General features: G+C 37.3%; 27 protein-coding genes. 23 read left to right on the top strand and 4 right to left on the bottom strand.

Features of this window, described 5'->3' with window-relative positions:
- Positions 1 to 48: 48 nt before the first annotated feature.
- The 10 genes from ACNJYY_RS12515 (at position 49) to ACNJYY_RS12470 (ending at position 9143) form a co-directional block, all read left to right on the top strand.
- Complete coding sequence (locus ACNJYY_RS12515) at positions 49 to 342, top strand: hypothetical protein (protein ID WP_416728776.1); 294 nt, start codon at positions 49 to 51, stop codon at positions 340 to 342.
- 209 nt (positions 343 to 551) lie between these two features.
- A complete protein-coding gene (locus ACNJYY_RS12510; protein WP_416728775.1) occupies positions 552 to 1196 on the top strand; it encodes a nucleotidyltransferase domain-containing protein in 645 nt (214 codons plus the stop codon).
- A 66-nt stretch (positions 1197 to 1262) separates the two neighbouring features.
- A complete protein-coding gene (locus tag ACNJYY_RS12505) occupies positions 1263 to 3443 on the top strand; it encodes a DNA topoisomerase 3 (protein WP_416728774.1) in 2181 nt (726 codons plus the stop codon).
- Positions 3444 to 3474: 31 nt separating this feature from the next.
- Positions 3475 to 3753: a hypothetical protein gene (locus tag ACNJYY_RS12500; protein WP_416728773.1), complete on the top strand. Its 279-nt coding sequence runs from the start codon at positions 3475 to 3477 to the stop codon at positions 3751 to 3753.
- Between the two features lie 145 nt (positions 3754 to 3898).
- Complete coding sequence (locus ACNJYY_RS12495) at positions 3899 to 4030, top strand: hypothetical protein (RefSeq protein ID WP_416728772.1); 132 nt, start codon at positions 3899 to 3901, stop codon at positions 4028 to 4030.
- Between the two features lie 195 nt (positions 4031 to 4225).
- On the top strand, positions 4226 to 5065 hold the full coding sequence (locus ACNJYY_RS12490; RefSeq protein ID WP_416728771.1) for a DUF4839 domain-containing protein: 840 nt from the start codon (positions 4226 to 4228) through the stop codon (positions 5063 to 5065).
- A gap of 279 nt (positions 5066 to 5344) precedes the next feature.
- Positions 5345 to 6253 (top strand): DoxX-like family protein, encoded by a 909-nt coding sequence (locus ACNJYY_RS12485; RefSeq protein WP_416728770.1) that lies wholly within the window; start codon positions 5345 to 5347, stop codon positions 6251 to 6253.
- 5 nt (positions 6254 to 6258) lie between these two features.
- Positions 6259 to 6870: a DUF4166 domain-containing protein gene (locus tag ACNJYY_RS12480; RefSeq protein ID WP_416728769.1), complete on the top strand. Its 612-nt coding sequence runs from the start codon at positions 6259 to 6261 to the stop codon at positions 6868 to 6870.
- Positions 6839 to 8401: a YndJ family protein gene (locus ACNJYY_RS12475; RefSeq protein WP_416728768.1), complete on the top strand. Its 1563-nt coding sequence runs from the start codon at positions 6839 to 6841 to the stop codon at positions 8399 to 8401. Before ACNJYY_RS12480 ends, ACNJYY_RS12475 begins: the two co-directional genes overlap by 32 nt.
- Positions 8402 to 8573: 172 nt before the next feature.
- Positions 8574 to 9143: a dienelactone hydrolase family protein gene (locus ACNJYY_RS12470; RefSeq protein ID WP_416728767.1), complete on the top strand. Its 570-nt coding sequence runs from the start codon at positions 8574 to 8576 to the stop codon at positions 9141 to 9143.
- Positions 9144 to 9528: 385 nt separating this feature from the next.
- Here ACNJYY_RS12470 and ACNJYY_RS12465 read toward each other — a convergent pair whose 3' ends face one another.
- On the bottom strand, positions 9529 to 10812 hold the full coding sequence (locus ACNJYY_RS12465) for an MFS transporter (RefSeq protein WP_416728766.1): 1284 nt from the start codon (positions 10810 to 10812) through the stop codon (positions 9529 to 9531).
- A gap of 126 nt (positions 10813 to 10938) precedes the next feature.
- Between ACNJYY_RS12465 and ACNJYY_RS12460 the strand changes: the two genes are divergently transcribed.
- The 8 genes from ACNJYY_RS12460 to ACNJYY_RS12425 all read left to right on the top strand — a co-directional run bounded on the left by ACNJYY_RS12460 (position 10939) and on the right by ACNJYY_RS12425 (position 15720).
- Positions 10939 to 11484 (top strand): CGNR zinc finger domain-containing protein, encoded by a 546-nt coding sequence (locus ACNJYY_RS12460; protein WP_416728765.1) that lies wholly within the window; start codon positions 10939 to 10941, stop codon positions 11482 to 11484.
- 221 nt (positions 11485 to 11705) lie between these two features.
- Positions 11706 to 11909, top strand: coding sequence for an isochorismatase family protein (locus tag ACNJYY_RS12455; protein ID WP_416731861.1), 204 nt, complete (start codon positions 11706 to 11708; stop codon positions 11907 to 11909).
- Between the two features lie 60 nt (positions 11910 to 11969).
- Positions 11970 to 12488, top strand: a complete 519-nt coding sequence (locus tag ACNJYY_RS12450; protein WP_416731860.1) for a GNAT family N-acetyltransferase — start codon at positions 11970 to 11972, stop codon at positions 12486 to 12488.
- Between the two features lie 237 nt (positions 12489 to 12725).
- Positions 12726 to 13046 carry a PadR family transcriptional regulator gene (locus ACNJYY_RS12445; RefSeq protein ID WP_137789129.1) on the top strand — a complete coding sequence of 107 codons (321 nt, stop codon included), beginning with the start codon at positions 12726 to 12728 and terminating at the stop codon, positions 13044 to 13046.
- A 58-nt stretch (positions 13047 to 13104) separates the two neighbouring features.
- On the top strand, positions 13105 to 13446 hold the full coding sequence (locus ACNJYY_RS12440; RefSeq protein ID WP_416728764.1) for a DUF1048 domain-containing protein: 342 nt from the start codon (positions 13105 to 13107) through the stop codon (positions 13444 to 13446).
- A gap of 119 nt (positions 13447 to 13565) precedes the next feature.
- Positions 13566 to 14327: an ABC transporter ATP-binding protein gene (locus ACNJYY_RS12435; RefSeq protein WP_416728763.1), complete on the top strand. Its 762-nt coding sequence runs from the start codon at positions 13566 to 13568 to the stop codon at positions 14325 to 14327.
- Positions 14328 to 15077 (top strand): ABC transporter permease, encoded by a 750-nt coding sequence (locus ACNJYY_RS12430; RefSeq protein WP_416728762.1) that lies wholly within the window; start codon positions 14328 to 14330, stop codon positions 15075 to 15077.
- A gap of 205 nt (positions 15078 to 15282) precedes the next feature.
- Positions 15283 to 15720 carry a VOC family protein gene (locus tag ACNJYY_RS12425; protein ID WP_416728761.1) on the top strand — a complete coding sequence of 146 codons (438 nt, stop codon included), beginning with the start codon at positions 15283 to 15285 and terminating at the stop codon, positions 15718 to 15720.
- A 45-nt stretch (positions 15721 to 15765) separates the two neighbouring features.
- Here the strand turns inward: ACNJYY_RS12425 and ACNJYY_RS12420 are convergent, their stop codons facing one another.
- Positions 15766 to 16023: a hypothetical protein gene (locus ACNJYY_RS12420; RefSeq protein WP_416728760.1), complete on the bottom strand. Its 258-nt coding sequence runs from the start codon at positions 16021 to 16023 to the stop codon at positions 15766 to 15768.
- A gap of 187 nt (positions 16024 to 16210) precedes the next feature.
- Between ACNJYY_RS12420 and ACNJYY_RS12415 the strand changes: the two genes are divergently transcribed.
- On the top strand, positions 16211 to 16684 hold the full coding sequence (locus ACNJYY_RS12415) for a YjdJ family protein (RefSeq protein ID WP_416728759.1): 474 nt from the start codon (positions 16211 to 16213) through the stop codon (positions 16682 to 16684).
- A 364-nt stretch (positions 16685 to 17048) separates the two neighbouring features.
- Positions 17049 to 17771 (top strand): alpha/beta fold hydrolase, encoded by a 723-nt coding sequence (locus tag ACNJYY_RS12410; protein WP_416731859.1) that lies wholly within the window; start codon positions 17049 to 17051, stop codon positions 17769 to 17771.
- A 40-nt stretch (positions 17772 to 17811) separates the two neighbouring features.
- On the opposite strand, the gene ACNJYY_RS12405 is transcribed toward ACNJYY_RS12410, so the two are convergent.
- Positions 17812 to 18525: an SGNH/GDSL hydrolase family protein gene (locus tag ACNJYY_RS12405; protein ID WP_416728758.1), complete on the bottom strand. Its 714-nt coding sequence runs from the start codon at positions 18523 to 18525 to the stop codon at positions 17812 to 17814.
- Positions 18526 to 18709: 184 nt separating this feature from the next.
- Between ACNJYY_RS12405 and ACNJYY_RS12400 the strand changes: the two genes are divergently transcribed.
- The 3 genes from ACNJYY_RS12400 (at position 18710) to ACNJYY_RS12390 (ending at position 20562) form a co-directional block, all read left to right on the top strand.
- Positions 18710 to 19195 carry a helix-turn-helix transcriptional regulator gene (locus tag ACNJYY_RS12400; RefSeq protein WP_416728757.1) on the top strand — a complete coding sequence of 162 codons (486 nt, stop codon included), beginning with the start codon at positions 18710 to 18712 and terminating at the stop codon, positions 19193 to 19195.
- A gap of 96 nt (positions 19196 to 19291) precedes the next feature.
- Positions 19292 to 19546 (top strand): GyrI-like domain-containing protein, encoded by a 255-nt coding sequence (locus tag ACNJYY_RS12395; RefSeq protein ID WP_416728756.1) that lies wholly within the window; start codon positions 19292 to 19294, stop codon positions 19544 to 19546.
- A 332-nt stretch (positions 19547 to 19878) separates the two neighbouring features.
- A complete protein-coding gene (locus ACNJYY_RS12390) occupies positions 19879 to 20562 on the top strand; it encodes an N-acetylmuramoyl-L-alanine amidase (protein ID WP_144699549.1) in 684 nt (227 codons plus the stop codon).
- 47 nt (positions 20563 to 20609) lie between these two features.
- Here the strand turns inward: ACNJYY_RS12390 and ACNJYY_RS12385 are convergent, their stop codons facing one another.
- Positions 20610 to 21056 (bottom strand): hypothetical protein, encoded by a 447-nt coding sequence (locus tag ACNJYY_RS12385; protein ID WP_416728755.1) that lies wholly within the window; start codon positions 21054 to 21056, stop codon positions 20610 to 20612.
- Between the last annotated feature and the right edge of the window lie 25 nt (positions 21057 to 21081).

Below are 21081 nucleotides of genomic sequence, written 5' to 3'. Positions count from 1 at the left end.
TTCATTATTTTTTTTTTTATTATTGTAAGTTTGAAAGGAAGATTGATCGTGGAGTTGCAAGGACCTATCACGTTTACTTTGGTCATGTTTTCAGGTACACTTCTAAAATTCTTTATTCCAGAGCAATGGACAGTCTGGCAAGGTGCCTTATTGGCTGGAGGAATAGTTGGAATCACTTTATGGGGCTTTATTAAAATTGGATTAGCCAAGAAAACAATATCAACATGGTTAGGTGTTTCCTTAATGATTGCAGCTTTTTTTACATCAGTCTATCTAGCAAATCTTTATGAAAAGGACCCAAATAGACTTAATGAGAACAGCACTTTAAATGAACTGAATTAATAGATTGTGATCTTAATAACATTAAATGCAGCTTTTTATGGAAACGAACTCCAACACTTTGGGTTTTCTGAACTTGAAGACTTTGGTCGTATCCTTTTTGTATTATTAGATACAGCTTTCGAAAGTGCTCTCATTACAGTCTTTTTAATATGGTTATATACTAAAATGAAATCAGGATTTAAAAATTCTTAAGAAATTTTGAGGTAACAATGAGCGAAGTTAAAGAAAGCTGGCAACCACTATCGGTTGATGAAGTACAAGGAATATTTAGCCCGATACCTATCCAATGGTGGATTGCTGGTGGCTGGGCATTGGATTTGTATCTAGATAGAATTACACGAGAACATGATGATATCGATGTTGTCATTTTGAGAACTCAACACTTACTTTTACAAAAATATTTATCCAGTGACTGGGAAGGGTTTATAGCTTTCAAAGGAAAATTATCGCCGTGGAATAAGGACGAAGAGCTAGATTCTCATTTTGATAATTTATGGTTTAAGAAAAAGGGAAAGTCTAGTTGGGCTTTTCAAGTGATGATCCTAGATTCAGAGAATGATTATTGGATTTACAAACGAAATGGTACAATAAGAAGAAAGCTAACGGATATTGACTTGAAAACTTCTGAGGGAGTTCCATACATAAAGCCAGAAATTCAGCTTTTATATAAAGGAGGAAGTTCGTTAATTCGGGAAAAAGATATTCTGGATTTAAAGAATATCTTACCTACTTTAGATGATGAAAGTAGAGAATGGTTAATAGATTCATTGACCATTCAGTACCCTAACGGACATCCATGGATCGAACGACTAAACGCGTACATAGAAAGCTCGCAAAATATAAAACTTGAGTAAGGGTGGTGTATCGCTTCCCTTACTTTCTTTTTCTAGTAAAATTTATCAGTAAAAAGGTGAAGTCCTATGAGTAAAATCGTCATTTTAGCAGAAAAACCATCACAAGCTAAGGCTTATTCAGATGCCTTTACAATAAAAAAGAAAGATAAAACGTTTATCGAATTAAACCCATGCAGCACCTTTCCAAATGGCGCAACCATTACATGGGGAATCGGGCATTTAGTTGAACTGAAACAACCTAAAGAATATAAATCAGAGTGGGGAACGTGGCGCTTGTCTTCTCTACCGATCTTACCTGAACGCTATGAATTCAAGGTCGCAACGGGAAAGTATGAACAGTTTAACGCGGTAAAACGCTTATTTAAAGAAGCGGATATCATCATTAACGGATGTGATGTGGATCGTGAAGGTTCGAACATCTTTTATTCGATCTACCATATGACAGGTGTGAGAGCCAAAACCATTAGACGACTTTGGATTAACTCTCTAGAAGTCGATGAGGTTCGTAAAGGATTTTCTAACCTTCATGATAATGAGAAGGATCTATTGCTTTATGCTGAAGCCAAAACACGTCAGATTTCTGATTGGCTCGTTGGCATGAACGGAAGTCGTCTTTATACGCTACTGTTACAGCAAAAGGGATTCACGGATAGCTTGAGCATTGGTAGGGTGCAGTCGCCAACAACGTACTTGATCTACCAGAGACACCTTGAGATCGAGAATTTTGTGCCGAAACCTTTTTATGAGATTGAAGGGAACTTTACGTCCGCAAACGGAAAGTATAGGGGCAAGGCGAAAATTAAAAGTGAAAACCAAGAAGAAGTCCAACAGCTGCTAGAAAAGTACAAGATTACCAGCAAAGATACGGGTATTATTAAAGCTGTTTCAAAAAAGGAAATGCGAATAAAATCTCCAAAGTTGCATGCCCTCTCGACGTTGCAGGCAACAGCGAACAGAAGATGGAAATACAGCCCGAAGAAGGTTTTGGATACCGTTCAGAAGTTGTACGATAAGAAAATCCTATCGTATCCGAGAACAGATACCCAATACATTACCGAAAATGAATTTGCCTATCTATCGGCGAACCTTGAGTCTTATCAAGATCTTATAGAGAATCGGTTTGATGCAGCTTCCAAACGTCCTAGCAAAAGATATGTAGACGGATCGAAGGTGCAAGAACACTATGCGATCATTCCGACAAAACAGGTTCCAACTCGTGCGAAGATTCAAGGATTATCGATAGAAGAAAAGAACATTTATTTTGAAGTGTTGAACACGACTCTTGCGATGTTTCATCACGATTACGTGTATGAAGAGACAAAAGTAACAACGAGTGTGAACGGCTTGGACTTTGAATCAGTAGGAAAAACAGAGATCAGCAAAGGATGGAAAGAACTATTTAACTATGGTTCAAAGGACAAAGAAAGCATAGACAAGAAAGATGAAAACACTGCACAAGCACTTCCTAAACTTGAAAAAGGTGAAGAAGTAGAGAGTATCGTCAAAATAAAAGAAGGAATGACTACTCCTCCGAAACCTTATACAGAAGGTCAACTCATCTCGATGATGAAAACGTGTGGTAAGTCGGTCGAGAATGAAGAAGAAATGGAAATATTGAAAGAAGTAGAAGGCTTAGGTACAGAAGCAACACGAAGTGGAATTATTGAAACGATTAAAAAGCATCAATACATTGAAGTGAAAAAGAACATTGTTCATATTACGGAAAAAGGAAAGGTCCTTTGTCAGTCCATAGAAGGAAACCTCTTGTCCAGTCCATCCATGACTGCTAAATGGGAAACCTATTTGAAGAAGATTGGAAACGGAAATGGGACACCTCAAGCTTTTTTGGGGAGTATCGCAAAGTTTCTCAATAAACTGATTGAAGAAGTACCTGGACAATTGAATGCTGCACCAATACAGCAGAGTATTGATGGCGTTAAGAAAGTAAGTCAGAAACCAATTGCTACTTGTCCACGGTGCAAAAAAGGAAAAATCAGCGTAAGTCGTTCTTATTATAAATGCTCGGAACATGCTAATGACTGCAAACAAACTTTTCCAGGGAAATTACTTGGTAAGACGATCACGGAAAAACAGGTGAAAGATCTGTGCACGAAGGGAAAAACAAGTCTTATTAAAGGTTTTAAGCCGAAAGCGAAAGAAAAGAAAAAGTTCAGTGCGATGCTGGTTTTAAAGGAAGATTTAACAATTGGATTTGAGTTTGCTAATAAGCAGTTTGCGAAGAAATGATTAATTAACATAAGGAGGTAGGATGCGGCAAATGGATACAATGAAAACCATTTTCACTTTTGTTATGCTCGTTCTTTCTTTTATCATTTTGTATCTTACTAGAAAACACAAAAATAAGAAGAAAAGTGCATTTCTGGTGATCGGCTTGGTTATTTCTGCTTTGCCACTTACTTATACACTTTATGATGATTACAAGAACGAATATATTGGTGCAAATATTGGTCTTGGTCTTGCTTTTCTTCTTACTTGGGTGATTACAGGTACTGTATTCTTAGTAGCAATGATAAAGCTCATACGTGCCAGCCGTTAGTTAGATGAGTCTTTAAACATTTTTGAAAGTAGCCAGTGATCTTTGATTAAGTTCGGATATGACATCGAATGGGTGGCGAACCGATTAAAGAAGATAACAGAGAACTTTTTATAAGACTTCAGGTGCATTTCTTCAAGGAGGAGAAGTGCACCTTTTTATTGAATTAAAGTGCAGCAATCTTGTTGGATTAAAAATGTTAATAGCACTGCGAATTGCTGTATTGACGGTCATAACCACTACTTTCACATCCGATAAGCACAAATATGAAAAAGAATAAAAAAAGTGTCTTAAATGACTTTACCTTCATTGAGCATCTGTATTTTTTTCTTTCTACATAAAAAGGAATTTCCCCTTTTATAGATTGTAACAGAATTTGACAGATGCTTTATGTAAGTGTTACAAGTATGGAAAATAGTAACAACACCTTTTTATCATCTGGTATGATTTAAGTATGATGATGAGGAGGAACAAAATGAAAAAAATAATTAGTATTATTATTGCTTGTATTATTTTTTCATTAGCAGGGTGTGCTGGAGATTCAAATGAACATGAAGGTGAAGCAAAAACACCGTCAGGTTCAAGTGTACAAAAAGGTAGGGATTACAAAAAGGTTGTTAAAGATTTTAAGGAAAAAGGATTCAAAAACATTAGTACAAAGAAGCAGGAAGATTTAATAACTGGTTGGTTAACAAAAGAGGGTGAAGTTGAATCTGTTTCGGTTGATGGAGATACAGACTATTCGTCAGATGAATGGTACTCTAATGACGTTGAAGTAGTCATTACATATCACACATTCCCAGAAGAAGAGAAAAGTGATACCAAATCCTCTGATGAAAAGAGTTCTAATACTGAAATTGCTGATGAAAAGAGTTCTGAGACAGATGACCAATCAACCAATGATACATCTGACGAAAGTGATCAGGAAATATTAACGATAGAAAATAATAAAGATTTTGCGGCTGTCTTGACAGTGAAGTATGAAGCTGATCCAATTATCGGTGAATTTGCAAAAAAATATGCAGGTAGAACCATTGAATTTGATGGATATATTGCAAATATGATGCTACATGGGAATTATAAAATAAGATATAACATTTTAATTTTAGCTGGTGATTATGGTCAAACAACTTATAGTGGACCTAATTTTCAGTTTGAGGATGTCAATATAGTTAGTGATTTAAATCTTACTGGTTCTAATATACCAGACACTATTGGTATGGGACAAAATCTTCATATTACTGCTGCAGTGAAAGAATACAATGAGGCTTCGGAACTTTTCAAGCTTGAGCCAATTTCTACTAGAATTAGATAAAAGTTATTGAAGAATGATTGTATGAGTTGGGTTATCACAATGCTCATATAAAGAAATAATATACTATATTGCATAGTACAAATATACTTTTCAGTAGAAAATGAAAAAGGACGATAGCCATAAAATTGGTTATCGTCCTTCTTCAACTATAGGGTACGTTTCATTAAGAACAGGCTACCATTTCTCGCAGCCTGTTCTCCTAGAATATACGTCAAATATTCACATATTTTAACGTTTTATTACAATACCTATGGTACTTTATACATAAGGGGTGTTGTTATGAAAAAGAAAGCAATTTATGTGGAAATACCTATCAAAGCTAGGATTGATGAAGTATGGGAAAAGTCCCAAAATCCTATTCTTCATGAACAATGGGATCTCCGTTTTTCTTCAATTACATATCTTCCAAAAAAATCAGAGGATGATCCACAGTCCTTTCACTATGAAACAAAGATTGGGTTTGGTCTTAAGGTGTCAGGATGGGGAAAAAGCATCGGTACTCATAATAAAGAGGATGGTTCTAAGATATCTTCGCTTCACTTTGGTACTCCTCAAAAAATCTCACCGATATCTGAAGGAAAAGGATTTTGGAAGTACATACCCAATGAAAAAGGTACAACCTTTTTAACACAATATGATTATGATGTGCGTTACGGTTATTTCGGAAGACTAGTAGACTCTTTATTTAGACCACTAATGGGATGGGGTACGGCACTCAGTTTTGATGTTTTGAAACGTTGGATTGAACAACGCGAGCTTCCAAAAACACAGTATATTCGTTTTTTTAGTACTCTACTAATCACCGTACTCTTTTTCTTTATATGGGTTTATCAAGGGCTTGTTCCTAAAATCATTGCAAAACATCCTGAAGAGGTTGCCATGTTATCATCTCTTAGTGCAATGGAGATGAATACGGCAGTTAAGGCTGTTGGTGTTGTAGGAATCCTCGAAGTATTATTCGGGTTGACTTGGTTGTTATATCGAAACAAGAGGCATCTTCATCTCTTACAAATTATCGTGTTTCCCTTATTAACGGTAAGTGCTTTGTTGGCTGACCCGGCAATCTCGACGCATCCATTTAACCCTGTTACCTTTAATGTAAGCCTGTGGATCCTTTCCATTCTTGGCTTTGTATTAGCTAAAGACGTGCCTACCGCAACAAGTTGCAAGCGTTCAAGGAAAGAGTGATAAGAGTGACAATCTATGAAAATCTCTTAGGTGAAGATTTCAAAAGACTGCATCCTAAATTGCAAGAAAGGTATGCATTGCCAAAGGATAAGCCTTTCTGTGCGGAGGGTACAATGACGTCCATTCAAACAGGAGCAAGGCTACTTACTCCTTTATTGAAACTTGCAGCCAACTGGAAGTTTCTTTTTCCTGAAAGCGGTAAGAACATTCCGTTTACGATAAAAAATACGTGTCGTTCATTACCTTCCGGGTTAGATGAAGTGAATTGGGAGCGTACTTTTTATTTTGATAATGTAACCCGATATTTCAATGCATTTATGACGATTGATTCTGAACGAAAGGTTGTAAAAGATTACTTAGGGGAACCAAGTCTATTCTATTCTGATTTATATTTTGAAGTTGCATCAGATGGTAACCTCATCATTCGTTCAGGTTCACAGCGTTTTGTGATCGGTAAAATAGAAGTTCCTATTCCGAGCTTTTTGCAAGGAGTCGTTGAGGTAGAAGAAGGATATGATGATTTACAAGAAGTATTTACCATTCGAGTCCAGATTCGAAATCAGATCGTAGGAAGGATGATGGCCTATGAAGGTGAATTTAAAGAACAATCTACTTAATCCAATAACCGTAGCCGGAATCATTTTCTTTTTTTTCAGTTGCCTCATGACCATAAAGGAACCGTTTTATTTAATGTTGACAGCCGCTCAACTGGTATTTGTGCCGATCATGCTGCAGGTCTTTATTGATACAAAAAAGAAACATGTTGTTGGCGCTTGGATTGCAATGTTTTCTATATTTCTTTTACATATTGTTTCAAATAGTACTCTGCAGCTCTTATTTGCACTTATTTATTTAATCTATACACTGGTAGTTGCTTTATATGGAACTAGGCGTTTCTTCAATCGAGGTTTTACGAACTGGGCGGAATTTTCGATTGATGCGGGAATGATGTATTTATTTGTGGGAGGACTTTGGTTTTTTGTATTTACTACAGAAATAAATACTGGCTTTAGCCCTTTGATTACATGGTTGACCGCTATACACTTCCACTACTCAGCCTTTTTATTACCTGTTTCTTTAGGTTTGTTTGGCCGTCTTCATCAATCTAAGTGGTATGAGATTTGTGTGCCTATTATTTTAGCTGGCCCACTTCTGGTTGCAATAGGAATTACATTTTGGCCTTTGTTAGAAGTCATTTCCGTCTTGCTATATATTTTCGCTATCTATACATTAATCACTTTAGCTTTTCGAACCCGTTTTGCATCCAGACTGCAAGGCATTTTTGTTCGCCTATCATTCAGTTCTTTAGGAATCACGATCTTGTTCTCACTGTTGTATGCTGCGAATAGTGCTTTCGGAAAATGGGGGGTGAGTATTGATTTTATGCTCACTTTTCATGGTTTGGTAAACAGTGTTCTTTTTGGCATGATTGGAGTGCTTGGATGGATATTGGCTCTACCAGAAACGAAACAAGAGAACTGGGATTTTCCTATCAGCCGTATAAGAGGTCGTTTGAAGGAAACGGGAGAGCTGAAACCTGGCTTAGTTAATGATCTCAGTGACTATTTAGATATACAAAAAATACCTGCTAACATTGTTCATTTTTATGAGCATACGGAACAGTATCAATTATTTGCTTCGGTAAAATGGGCCACTTGGTTTAAACCATTTGCTCTCTGCTATAAATGGGTGAGTAACCGAATGCAGCAGATAAACTTGCCCCTTTCTAGCAAAACCGTTGAGATGACAGGGAGTGTAAGAGCGGTAGATCCAGTATTGGATGGAAGAGATAACCCACGTGTTTGGAACAGGTATATTGGAAGGAATGCGGTATTTAAAGCCATTTATTCAAACTATCAGACCAAAGATAGAACGTATATGAACATTGCACTTCCACTTCCTTATTCAACCATGATCGGAATCCTACAGCTAGATGAAAGAGAGGGTACTCTCATTCTATCAAGCAAAGGAGAACCCAATGCAGGTATATACTTAGCGGTAGGGGAATGCTTATTTAGACTCCCCCTATCAGAGTATTTTGTGGTCAAAGAATCAAAAAACAATACGTTAATAGCCACTCACAAAATGAAGATTGCTGGAGCTCCATTTTTAACAATCCATTATACAATGACGTTAAAAATGAAATGAGCTGCTATAATAAGAGCAGTTTTCTTCTTCAGCAAACGATCAGAATTGTTGAATAAGCAAGCGATATGTTTTTAAGGTAGATTTTTCTAAATCGTAAAATTCTGGAAGGTCAACTAGGTTTTTTTGTCGAAAACTTACACATATGAAGTTCATTAAATTGGAGGAAAAAACGATGGCAGAAGTTTTGTTGTTACACCATGTTTTAGGCAAAACGAAGGGGATTGAAGAAATCGCCGAGCAACTGAGAGATGCGGGGCATACTGTGCACGTGCCAGATTTATTCGACGGTAGCATGTTTTCCACGCTGGAGGAAGGCTTGGCATTTGTTAAGGAAATTGGATTTCATGAAGTGACGGCACGCGGAGTTAGGGCAGCGAGCGAGCTTTCACGCGATGTCGTCTATGCAGGTTTTTCACTCGGTGTCCCTGCAGCACAGCAGCTCGCTCAAACTCGTGAAGGAACAAGAGGCGCACTGTTTTTTCATGCCTGCCTCCCAACCTCGGCGTTCGAATCTCAGTGGCCGGCAGACTTGCCTGTGCAAATTCACGCCATGAGTGAAGATCCTTTTTTCGTTGAAGACGGCGACATCGACGCTGCCCGTGAACTTGTGGCATCGGTTAATCACGCTGAACTTTTTCTGTACGAAGGCAAGGAACATCTCTTCACCGACAGCAGTATACCGTCCTACGATGCTGACGCAACGAAGCTTGTGATCAAGCGGGTTCTCGACTTTCTAGCATAGTTGTTAAACTTTAAATACTTACAAAAAGAAATTTCAAAATTCCCGATGAAAGGTTCAATCGGTTAAAAAAAGAAAAGCCTTGGAGCAGGAACATGGAATATGCCAAGGCATTTTATATAGATGTATATAGTACAAACATTGAATATTACTGTTAATCTTATTCCATAATTGAGTGCATTTCATTAAGAAGGAAATGTGCTCTTTTTTATTGAACTTAACTAAAAAACGTGGCAGAATTGTGGAATTAAGATTTTCTATGTGCAAAAAAACACACGAGATAGTAACCTCATGTGTTTAAATCGTTTTTATTATTTTTAAAGTTACAGCAGAATAACAATTTTTCGCCATATATATGATAAATCACTTATTGTAACATTCCCAGTTTTTAAGATACACTACTTTCAGCTACGGGCAGGTCTCTCTTTAATGTCCTCATTGGCGAAAACCATAGCCACATGAGACATAAAGGCATTCCAAAAACACCAATCATGAGTGCTGGATATAAGCCTAACACTTCTCCAAAATAACCTCCTAAAAATGCTCCTATCGGAATTCCTCCATAGCCAACTAGACGATAACTCGCATTCACCTTACTCAGCATATTGTCAGGTGTAACAGACTGACGGATGGTTATGATATTTACGTTGCAGATTGCGACTCCAAATCCGCTTAAAATATAAGAAAGAATTAATAGTATTGAACCGAATAGAGAAGCTTCTTGTACCATTAAGAGAATCATAGGGGCAAAGCACGCAACAGCAGTCCCCCAAATGATAGCAGGTCCTATTTCAAGTTTTTTCGTAATTCTAGCAGCAAAAAAAGATCCGGCAAATGCCCCAGCTCCACCACTTGCTAAAATGACTCCTAGAATACCTGGCTGAAGTTTGATCTCTTCTACAGCATATATAATAAAAACCGTTGAAATGATGTTTGACAAAAGATTGTACGTACCCGCTTCCCCAGCCATCTTGCTGATGTATGGATTAGAAAAAACAAGGTTTAACCCTTCCTTTATTTCTTTCCAGATGGATTGCTGTGATTTTTCGATAACAGGAGGTGTTTCTTTCTTTTTAATGAATAAAATACTTATGGCAGAAACCATGTAAGACAAGGCATCTATGAAAATAGCGATGGGGGCTGTGAAAGTTTGAATAATTATCCCGGCAATTCCTCCACCTCCAACATTTGCAATAGATGCGGTTGCTTGCAACTTGCTGTTCCCTTCATTTAGTTGCTCCCGTTTAATCAAACTTGGCAGATAAGCAAAGTAAGCAAGATCAAAACTCACATCTAGCAAGCCAATCAGGAACACACTTACATAGAGGTATTCTATACGTAGTTCCCCCATTATAAATAAGAGTGGAACGATCAATAGAATGACGCCTCTTGCTAGATTAGAAAAAATCATAACTGGACGACGGGCTCTGCGGTCTAGGTATGCGCCAAAGAACAAAGTTACAAGCAGAAACGGAAGGAAACGAAGTGTACCTAGCAGCCCGACTTGGAATGGAGTGGCTTCTAGCACGGAAATAGCCAATAGCGGAAAAGCTAACTCTGAGATTTTTGCCCCAAATAAAGAGACAGTCTCTCCAAACCAGAGTTTATTGAAGTCATGATGCTTTCGAAGCGAAGGTGAAGTGTGGTTAATTTGAGGATTGTACTTTTTCATCCTAAACACCCTTTCAAAAGGAAATGTAATCGTGATGTAAAAGCTTGAATGTAATAACCTAAAACGATTATACTGATTACACCCAATTTATCATAGAATTTTATAAATTTGCAAGGGGGACTTTTTGTGGATTTTTTGTTTATTGATTTTTTAAATAGTGAATGGAGAGATGGCATCCATGATGACTCTTATATAGACAGACTGGATGACGAAAAATGGTTGACTGGATTGTTGACTTCCTGGGAGTTAGCAATCAACGAAGACTTGACAGAAGAAAAGAAAAAAAGACTAATTACCCTCCGCGTTCTATTAAGGAAACTTGTTATAGAATTAACTTACGAGAAACAACTGACCGAAAATGATGTGAATCAGTTGAACGATTATTTCTATCATTCTCCTTTACTATGGGAGATCAGGAAGGAGTCAGGAAATTTTCGTTTAACCGAAAAGCCAGTTAAACCTGATTGGAACTGGGTAATGGCAAAGATTGTACAATCCTTTGCCGATGTAGTTTCAAACCATCAGACTGGACGTTTAAAGATATGTAAAAACGAAAAATGCGGCTGGATCTTTTATGATGTCAGTAAGAATCGTAGCCGTGTCTGGTGTTATCATAGCAACTGCGGTAACTTAATGAACGTACGAAAACACAGGGAAAGAAAACAAAAGTAAGATATTCCTTCAATTTGTGTAATTTAATTATGGAGTTAGATTTTATAAAGTGAATTTACAGAAAATTGTTGAAGTTTTTAAACTAATTGTATAAACTGTAATCAAACAAAGAACATTTGTTCGGTTTAGGTTACAACTGTTTAAAAGGAGATGTTTTTTCGCCATTATCGTCTGAATTTTGAACTTGATAAAAAGTACTAAGATCCTGTGATGTCGATCATATTTTTATTACTGGGTTTAATACTGAATTTTGCTGTTTTTTCACCTCCATTGCCGGATACGACAGGGGTTATAAAGTAACGTTTATTGAAAGCGCTGTAACTACCGTCCACAATGAAGACCATTACAGAATGCCAGGGCTCGACATCCGCAAATTTGTAAGAACAGTTCTGCATTGGTCACACAAAATTGAAAATGGAGTATGAGGAATATGCTAAGAAAAATGATACTAAAAGTCTTCAAAAATAGTTAAGGAGGTGGACGTTATTTCAGAACAAATTGGAGAACGACAAATACGAATTAACATTTGGGAAGATAAAGACCTTGATCTACTTGTTAAATTAAACGCTCCAGAAATGATGGAACATCTTGGAGGATCTGAAAGTAATGAACAGGTTCTAAAGCGTCACAAAAGGTATCTTGAACTTGGTGAAATAGGGAAAGTATTTAGCATCACCCTAAGTCCTGATTTTGAAGCGGTTGGTTCAGTTGTATATTGGCAATCAACTTGGAATAATGAATGTGTTTATGAAATTGGATGGAGCATACTGCCACAATTTCAGGGAAAAGGGATAGCAACTATTGCAGTTAAACTAGCAATTAAAGAAGCAATAAAGGAAAGGAAATATCAATATATACACGCTTTCCCTTCGGTTGAAAATCCTGCTTCAAATGCCATTTGTCGAAGGCTCAACTTTTCATTTATTTCAGAATGCGAATTTGAATACCCACCAGGTAACTTAATGCATTGCAACAATTGGCGTTTGGACATAAGTAAATTATAAATTAAGTTCTTCAACATACGGGTGCAATTCTTCAAGAAGGAGAAGTGCACTTTTATAACAGATCGAGCGTTAAAATATTTTTTGTTTAAAAACAGTTGACATTTCTGGTACTCAGTCATACAATGTAGAAGTAATAAGTAATACTAAATAGCAAGGGTGAATTCAAACCTATTTTTTTTTGCAACGGTACTAAGTCATACTTATTATAGGTCAGATGAGATAAAGGAGGCTTTTGACATCGAAAATTTAACAGAAATGCTAAAAGGTTCACTTGAAGGCTGCGTGTTGGAAATTATCAGCCGTCATGAGACCTATGGCTATGAGATTACACGCCGCTTAAACGATCTTGGGTTTACAGAAGTGGTGGAAGGTACAGTTTACACAATCCTCGTCCGATTGGAAAAGAAGAAATTAGTAGACATCGTCAAGAAGCCATCAGATATGGGACCACCTCGAAAGTTTTACACACTTAATGAAGCTGGCAGACAGGAACTTGAATCATTTTGGCGAAAATGGGATTTTGTATCTTCAAAGATTAATGTATTGAAATCACAATAAGCTCATAAAGTGTTTCGGTAGCATGATGAATGGAAGGGATAAAAAGGAGGAAAGAAATATGTTGGAATGGATTAAAAAGATGATCGGTGATAAGAAAGAATACAAAATGATGATGGCTCGTGTTGAAGCTCTTCCGGAAGATTATCAATTTGTATTTAAAAAGATTCAAACGTATATGTGGAACTTTTCATCTGGAAACGGTATGGATATGCTGCACATCCAGTATGAATTGATTGACTTGTTTGAAGCAGGAGCAGCTGAAGGAAGACCAGTGCTCGACATTACTGGGGAAGACGTGGCATCTTTCGCAGATGAACTTGTAGCAAACGCCAAAACCTATTTTGCTAAATATCGTGAAGATCTGAACCAAAGTATTAAGAAGGAATTAGGAAGAGAGTAACAATAGTGGCTGAATAGAATGTACTGGAAACTATTCAGTTATTTTTTTGATCAGTACTAAGTAACACTTATTATCGGTGATACTAAATAGTGAAATCATAATTCATTAGGAGGAAAAACATGAATCAAACAGCGATTTCTATAAAGCGCTTAAAGAAGTTTTTCAAGGATAAGGAAGTTTTAAAAGGAGTAAATCTTGAGGTGCAGAGGGGAGAAATCTTTGCATTGTTAGGATCAAATGGAGCGGGAAAGACAACAATGGTCAACATTCTTTCTACATTGATGAAAGCCGATGAAGGGGAAGCGATAATCTGCGGATTCGATGTCGATCTTCAACCCGAAGGAGTTCGTCAAAGCATTAGTTTAACAGGACAGTTTGCAGCCTTAGACGGAGTGCTTACCGGTCGGGAAAACCTTGTGATGATAGCTAAATTGAGAGGTGTTAACAATCCAGGTGAAGTCGCAGATCATTTACTTGGGAGATTCAGTTTAACCGAAGCTGCGAACAAACGCAGTGACCAATATTCTGGCGGGATGAAACGAAGGCTGGATATTGCCATGAGTCTAATCGGGACACCGGACGTCATTTTTCTTGATGAACCAACAACAGGACTTGATCCTGAAGCACGTATTGAAGTTTGGAATACCATTAAGAAACTTGCCAATGGTGGCACGACCATATTGCTGACCACACAATACTTGGAAGAAGCCGAGCAGCTCGCGGATCGTATAGCGATATTACATGGTGGAAAAATCATCAAGACCGGTACGCTGCAAGAACTGAAAGAGATGTTCCCGCCAGCGAAAGTGGAGTACGTTGAGAAGCAGCCATCACTAGAGGATATTTTCCTCAACATCATCGGTAAAAAGGAGAGTGTTTAAATGAAAAGTATAACAGGAACTTTATTAGGACGATTAATGCGTAATATCATGCGAAGTCCGGATACGATTATTACAGTGGCTATTACACCGATTATGATGATGTTATTGTTTGTATATGTATTCGGTGGTGCCATTGAGACAGGGACAGACAACTATGTGAATTACTTATTACCGGGGATTTTGCTGATGGCGATCGCATCAGGTGTGGCTTATACGTCTGTTCGGCTGTTTACAGATGTGAAGAGTGGATTAATGGATCGATTTATAACTATGCCAATCAAAAGATCATCTGTATTGTGGGCACATGTTTTAACCTCACTTGTTTCTAATGCACTTACGATCTTGATTGTTATCTTAGTTGCCTTGCTGATGGGTTTTCGTTCTAACGCAGGATTTCTAGATTGGCTTTCTGTAGCGGGGATACTTGGTCTGTTTACACTGGCGCTGACATGGCTAGCCGTTATTCCGGGCTTAACAGCTAGTTCAATGGAAGGCGCTACTGCTTATTCTTACCCGCTCGTTTTCTTACCCTTTATCAGTTCAGCATTCGTTCCAACAGAAACGATGCCTAAGATTGTACGTATCTTTGCTGAAAATCAACCCGTAACATCGATAGTGAACGCGATTCGTGCACTATTGTATGAGGGCCCCGTTGGAAATGATATCTGGATTGCGCTAGTATGGTGTATCGGAATTATGGTGATTGCTTACTTCTTTGCTAGTAAAAAGTTCAAAAGACAGTTGGGATAATGAAGTGAACAATAAAAAGAGACAAAGCGAGAGTTGCTTTGTCTCTTTTGGTATTAGATTATAAAAGGAAGTCATCTTCAAATGACCTCTTTCTACGGAAAAGGATTCAATACAGTGCAATCGAATATACCTAATGAGTACAAAAAGCAAGGTGTATTCTTTTAATTAGGTTGTTTAGAAAAGAGGAACATGGGAGGCAGGAGATATGAAGGTTAATAGAATCGATCATGTGAGTATAAATGTAAACAATCTTTCAGAAGCGAAAGCTTTTTTTCTTGATATAGGTCTTGAAGTAAAAGCCGAATGGGAACTGGAAGGAGATCAATTAGACAGGATAGTTGGATTAAAGAATGTTAGAACAAGTTGTGTAGGACTAGGAATGCCTGACGGTGACACTTGGATAGAGCTCGTCAAGTATAATACGCCTGCAGATGAATCTGAACCACAACGACCTTCTCCAAATACGCTAGGCATTCGGCATATTTGCTTTGCTGTTGAGGATCTTGAGGCTATTGTTTCCATTTTGAAAGACAAAGGCATAGAGATTTTTAGTGGGATCGAGCAATATGAAGACAGCTACAGACTTTGCTATGTTCGTGGTCCAGAGGGAATTATTCTAGAGTTAGCGGAGAAAATCTTGTAATTTAAAAGACCAGACTAATAATCTGGTCTATTTTAGCTGGCTAGATTAGGGTTTATTCCAAGTTGCGATTAAGAAAAAAACAGTGATTATCACGATTAATCCAGATAAGGTTAGCGTCAAAATACTGGCCGTTTTCCATTTCCCTTTACTAGAGAAAAGTGTTAAGATCCAGGCTACAATATAGCCCCAAAGCGCAAACCATGCATAAGAAGCTGCAAAGAATTCAATGTATTTTCCAAGCCAAGTTGGAATCAAACCCATGATAAAAATGATTATTGCAAATAACCCCATGTACTTTTTCATAAGTGGTTGCACCTCTGTTTATGGTATATGTTACTAAATTACCATATTATGTATTTTGGTGGTAAGAAATTTACTGCCTTTCATGAATTAATTTGCCTTAGAGTAAAATTTAGTCAAATAGTAGTAAGCAACGAAAGGTCTCACCTGGTAAAATAAGGTACATTATCAAGCGAGAGGAAATCTACTTATGTCGTATGTTATTCAATTTGTTTTAGCAGTTATTGTGTTTCTTGTTTCAACGTTTTCAGCATGGTATGAAGGAAGTGAATTAAGAGATACACAGTGGGAATGGAAGTACTCGGCTATTTTTTCGAAATGGAAACATGGAACGGTAACAAACGTCTCTGAGATATCAGGATTTGATCATTTCATTTATGCCGCAAAATTTAAACCACTGTTTCCAATACTCATGACGATCAGTTTACTGCATATCCTAGTATTACTGGCTAGATGGCTTTTAAGTAATCACACAAACAAACTGAACTTGTTTTTCACAATACTCGGTCTTACATTATTTGTGGCTAGTTCGTTAACCTTTAGATCTCCGACTGTGGGTCTGGAATGGTTTACTTGGCTGTTTCTGTTAGCTGGAATGTCGAGTAGCATTGTTGCAGTAATATTGAGGATAAAATTTACATCGAACAATCAAGAGGCATTTTAAGCATGGATAAACATTATAAGACTGCATTTCCTCTAGAAGAGGAAGTGCTTTTTTATTATAGAACTAAGTAATTTCGGCTATGTAATTTAATATGATGGTGATAATCTCAGTATGGAAAATAAAGAAAGAATAGAAAAAATATCGAAAACTCAGTTTCTCCTTCTATTATGATAGTAGTGAGGTGAGCAGGATGTATAGTGAAGTCAAGAGGGAGACCATTCGTTATACATTCGTTATATTGAAGAACATTTGCAAGATGACTGGTTCCTAGAACATTATGCAAAGTAGGTTATTCGATACTTAATATTGAAAATTATGGTAAATTAAGAGAGTGACAATACTTTAACGACTGGAGCTGCGGTAAATAATCTTAAATACATACACAGCAGGAGATGGAGAACCTATTGTTTTCATTCATTCAGGAGGTATGACGGGTTTAACAGAGTATGAGGAGCAAAAGGATTATTTTGCAGAAAATCATTTTAAAGTGATAAGACCTGATTTAAGAGGTCATGGAAAATCTGAAGGAACTCTTGAAGATTATTTCAATCAATGTGTGATTGATTTAAAGGACACACTCGACTCGTTAAACATTGATGAGTGCCATATTGCAGGTGTGTCTATTGGTGGAGTTGCAGCATTAATGTTTGCCAAAAGATATCCTTCTAGAGTTAAGACGCTAACATTTTCTGGTGTATTCCCAAAACAACCTGACAACTGGGAAGAACTTAGTAGACAAGAAGCAGAACACCATAAAAATCTATTCGATAATCCAGAGATTGTAGAAGCACTTAATCAAATGCATGGAAACAATGATTGGAAAGCATTGCTTGAATCATTTAACTCAGATGGTTTTTACCCTTTTCACGAAACGGGTGAACTTTCAGATGTGACAGCTCCCATCTTGTATATGGTAGGTGATAGGGAAGAACTCGAAGTGGAAGCAGCGGTTACGTATAAGAAATTACATGCTAACACGCAAATAGCTGTCATCCCATTTGCTGGACACTTGGTACATAGAGAGCAACCGGATTTATATTCAAAAACTTTATCTGCGTTTATAGAGAACAGTAAAGTTTTAATCTAAGAATGAGGATTTAAAGACTCGCCAATGACGAGTCTTTTTTTCATCTATCTTTTTTCATAACCTTCCAAAACTCTTTGGCAATTATCTTATATCCCTTCACGTTTAAATGGTTATCCTCAGGATTTGGCATGTATTTCTCATATTCAGAATCGATAACATTAGTTGTTGGCACATAGGTATCACCGTTCTCTATAGCTCTGACTTCTATTTCATGGTTCAAAGATTCTAAAAGGGGAACAAGGAAATTTTGTACTTCTTCTGGATAATAAGCAAAGGGATTGTAATAGCCCATGATATAGATATCTGCTTTAGGATTTAGTTCGTCAATCGTTTGTAAAATCGTGTTTAGATTTGAACTTGCTGCTGCAATTCCTTGTTGGGCGGTTGATGGATCGGATAATAGTTTTTGAAAGAGATCGTTAGCCCCAATAGTAATTGTAATATGAGTAGCCTCGCGTAGTTCTCTACGAATACGGGAGTTGTTTTCAACATCGTCCTTTAATTGCTCTGAGAGATACCCCGAAATCGAAAAGTTATCATAGTCTTTGAGTTTCGAGTTCGAACGCTGAAACATATTTCTTAACATATCGGGATAACTTTCATCATAACCACCATAAGGCGTCATTCCTGCAGCTATAGAATCCCCTAATGCAACATATTCTACATGTTTCTGTTTCGAAGGGTGAGCCCAAGTAGATGAACTGAAGCAGAATATTAGACCGAATGTGATCAAACTAGCCATACGTTTCTTCATCGTGATCCCTCTTTTCATTAATTTGTTCGTTCTCATTCATTATAAAAGCAGCGTTGTTAAGTATCCTGTCATTCTATGCTTTCAACGAACAGGTTCAACAAAAGAGAATAGTAGCAGGTTTATATGGAGAAGGAGCGAAGATATACCTTTAAATAATAGTTTAAGATGATAGAGGTGGTACAGTATGGAATGGATCAATCGGATGGAAGCGGCGTTAGATTATATGGAGAGTACGATGGAGCAACCTTTAAATATCAACGCAATTGCAAAAATAGCATATTCTTCGCCATTTCATTTTCAGCGGATGTTCTTTATGATTTCGGGTATGACAGTAGCGGAATATGTGCGAAAACGCAAATTGACTTTAGCCGCACAAGAATTAGCCTGTGGTTCATCAAAAGTAGTTGATATTGCATGGAAGTATGGGTATAAAACACCTGAATCTTTTTCTAAATCATTTCGTAAAATCCACGGTATTTCTCCATCAGAAGCTCGTCGATCAGGAGCACCGTTAAAGGCTTTTCCGCGGATATCGTTTCAATTTACCATTTCTGGTGATCGTGAAGTGGATTATCTAATAGAAAAGAAAGATTCGTTTTCAGTGTTTGGCAAAGCGACAACTCTAGCTTGTGGAAATGAAGGAAGAACTCGACAAGATTTCTGGGGATAGTGTAAGAGCAATGGAGCTATTGAGGATATCTATCTAGAATCGATAGACACTTCCTTACTAGGTCTAACTTTAAATTTTGATAAAAATTTCACATATATGATTGGATGTGAACAAAAATCTGTTACCGTTTCGGATACGTTTACCGTTACGAAGATTCCATCAGCTACTTGGGCCGTTTTCCCGTGTCCAGGACCACGTCCGGAAGCTATATTAAAGGGGTTTCAGCAAATCTACCGAGAATGGTTTCCTGCAACCGACTTTCAACATGCTGGTTTGCCAGAGATTGAGGTTTATTTTACAGGGGAGATACAGAATAAAGCTGAAATATGGATTCCGGTCGTAAATAATTAATAACGTTTATGTATGTAAGCCTAACTTCATAATTGAAGTTAGGCAATTGGTTGTTAGCCAATTCTTTTTTTGTTCTTTTTACTCTTACGCACTTTTTTATCTGCCAACAAACCGTTTAATAAACTTAAGAAACTTCGCATAAAAGACACCCCATTATCTTTAAATACATTCTAGAGAATGAAATACTCTCTATTCCATAGTTTATGATGAACATCTTACAAGGGATTGGACAAACTCATTATCTGTTTTTAAAATTTCTACTCTATAAAACTAGTAAATGTACAAACACTTTAATAGACTTCATCATACTATGAATAATAGGGGTGATGAAAATGGTGAAAATATTTATTGATCCGGGTCATGGTGGCACTGATCCAGGAGGGGTTGCGAATAACCTCACAGAAAAAACGCTAACTTTAAAAATAGGACTTCGAATCAGAGATCTTCTACTAGCGGAATATAACAACGTCTCAATCCTGATGAGCAGGACAACAGATGTTACGAAGTCATTAATAGAACGAACAAATGCTGCAAATGCTTGGGGAGCTGATTTTTTCCTTTCCATTCATACGAATGCGGGTGGGGGAACAGGATATGAAGATTACATCTATCCAGGCTCTACAGCACCCACAACGACGTACCAAGATCTTGTACATGCAGAAATTTTGAAACTCGTGAATTTCAGTGATCGTGGACAAAAGACAGCAGATTTTCATGTGTTACGTGAATCAAACATGCCTGCACTGTTAACAGAGAACGGCTTTATTGATAACGTGAATGATGCAAATAAATTGAAAACTGCTTCGTTTATCGAAAGTATTGCGCGTGGACATGTGAATGGGATTGTGAAGTGCTTTAACCTTCCTAAGAAAGCGATCTATCACACAGTGGTAAGTGGAGATACGGTCTATGCTCTTAGTCAACAATATGGAAGTACCATTCAGCAGATTAAAAGCTGGAACAGTCTTGATAATAACTACAGCATCTATCCGGGTCAGGTTTTGAGAGTGAAGTAATACCAAATACACTGAAGCTAAAGTGTATTTGGTATTTTTTTTGACAACTACGCGAGCTTTATTCCTTTTCTATAAGCTTCAAAGAATGAGAATGCTAAAAACGTAAAAGCTCCCCATAAGATCCAAGCTGCACCATAACTTACTTGATCTGAATTCGTACCATAAACCCAAGTTCCCCAAGTAAGTACAATTCCATCAAAAAATGTGGCTGTAGCAAGCCCTAAACTGATACCTGGTACAATTTGAGTGGGCTTTAGTCCTGCACCTTTTATAATAAGCAGAACAGATAGCCAAGACAGTGGTAAAGCAAGTATGAAGGAAATTAGACTTCCCGTCTCGCCAAATAACCCAAAGGCATACCCAAATTTAACTGCCATTGCGCCACTAAACCAAAAGACAATTCCGAATGCTATTAAGATTCCAGTTTGTTTCATACTAAAAAAGCGTGTTTTCTCTGATTGCATAACTTCTGCTACTGCATTATTCTTCATCATCTAAATCCCTCCTGTTTTAAAAATG

Origin of the sequence: Fictibacillus tiangongensis (assembly GCF_048083785.1) — a bacterium.
GTDB lineage: Bacteria > Bacillota > Bacilli > Bacillales > Fictibacillaceae > Fictibacillus.
The sequence above is the reverse complement of the archived record's forward strand: the minus strand, read 5'-3'. Positions and strand labels throughout refer to the sequence as shown.

Coding starts and splice junctions, on each gene's coding strand:
- ACNJYY_RS12420 (WP_416728760.1), bottom strand. CDS start 16,023: ATGAAAAAGTACATGGGGTTATTTGCAATAATCATTTTTATCATGGGT.
- ACNJYY_RS12395 (WP_416728756.1), top strand. CDS start 19,292: ATGATTGGATGTGAACAAAAATCTGTTACCGTTTCGGATACGTTTACC.
- ACNJYY_RS12505 (WP_416728774.1), top strand. CDS start 1,263: ATGAGTAAAATCGTCATTTTAGCAGAAAAACCATCACAAGCTAAGGCT.
- ACNJYY_RS12440 (WP_416728764.1), top strand. CDS start 13,105: ATGTTGGAATGGATTAAAAAGATGATCGGTGATAAGAAAGAATACAAA.
- ACNJYY_RS12510 (WP_416728775.1), top strand. CDS start 552: ATGAGCGAAGTTAAAGAAAGCTGGCAACCACTATCGGTTGATGAAGTA.
- ACNJYY_RS12390 (WP_144699549.1), top strand. CDS start 19,879: ATGGTGAAAATATTTATTGATCCGGGTCATGGTGGCACTGATCCAGGA.
- ACNJYY_RS12435 (WP_416728763.1), top strand. CDS start 13,566: ATGAATCAAACAGCGATTTCTATAAAGCGCTTAAAGAAGTTTTTCAAG.
- ACNJYY_RS12405 (WP_416728758.1), bottom strand. CDS start 18,525: ATGAAGAAACGTATGGCTAGTTTGATCACATTCGGTCTAATATTCTGC.
- ACNJYY_RS12415 (WP_416728759.1), top strand. CDS start 16,211: ATGTCGTATGTTATTCAATTTGTTTTAGCAGTTATTGTGTTTCTTGTT.
- ACNJYY_RS12490 (WP_416728771.1), top strand. CDS start 4,226: ATGAAAAAAATAATTAGTATTATTATTGCTTGTATTATTTTTTCATTA.
- ACNJYY_RS12470 (WP_416728767.1), top strand. CDS start 8,574: ATGGCAGAAGTTTTGTTGTTACACCATGTTTTAGGCAAAACGAAGGGG.
- ACNJYY_RS12385 (WP_416728755.1), bottom strand. CDS start 21,056: ATGATGAAGAATAATGCAGTAGCAGAAGTTATGCAATCAGAGAAAACA.
- ACNJYY_RS12475 (WP_416728768.1), top strand. CDS start 6,839: ATGAAGGTGAATTTAAAGAACAATCTACTTAATCCAATAACCGTAGCC.
- ACNJYY_RS12500 (WP_416728773.1), top strand. CDS start 3,475: ATGGATACAATGAAAACCATTTTCACTTTTGTTATGCTCGTTCTTTCT.
- ACNJYY_RS12400 (WP_416728757.1), top strand. CDS start 18,710: ATGGAATGGATCAATCGGATGGAAGCGGCGTTAGATTATATGGAGAGT.
- ACNJYY_RS12485 (WP_416728770.1), top strand. CDS start 5,345: ATGAAAAAGAAAGCAATTTATGTGGAAATACCTATCAAAGCTAGGATT.
- ACNJYY_RS12465 (WP_416728766.1), bottom strand. CDS start 10,812: ATGAAAAAGTACAATCCTCAAATTAACCACACTTCACCTTCGCTTCGA.
- ACNJYY_RS12425 (WP_416728761.1), top strand. CDS start 15,283: ATGAAGGTTAATAGAATCGATCATGTGAGTATAAATGTAAACAATCTT.
- ACNJYY_RS12430 (WP_416728762.1), top strand. CDS start 14,328: ATGAAAAGTATAACAGGAACTTTATTAGGACGATTAATGCGTAATATC.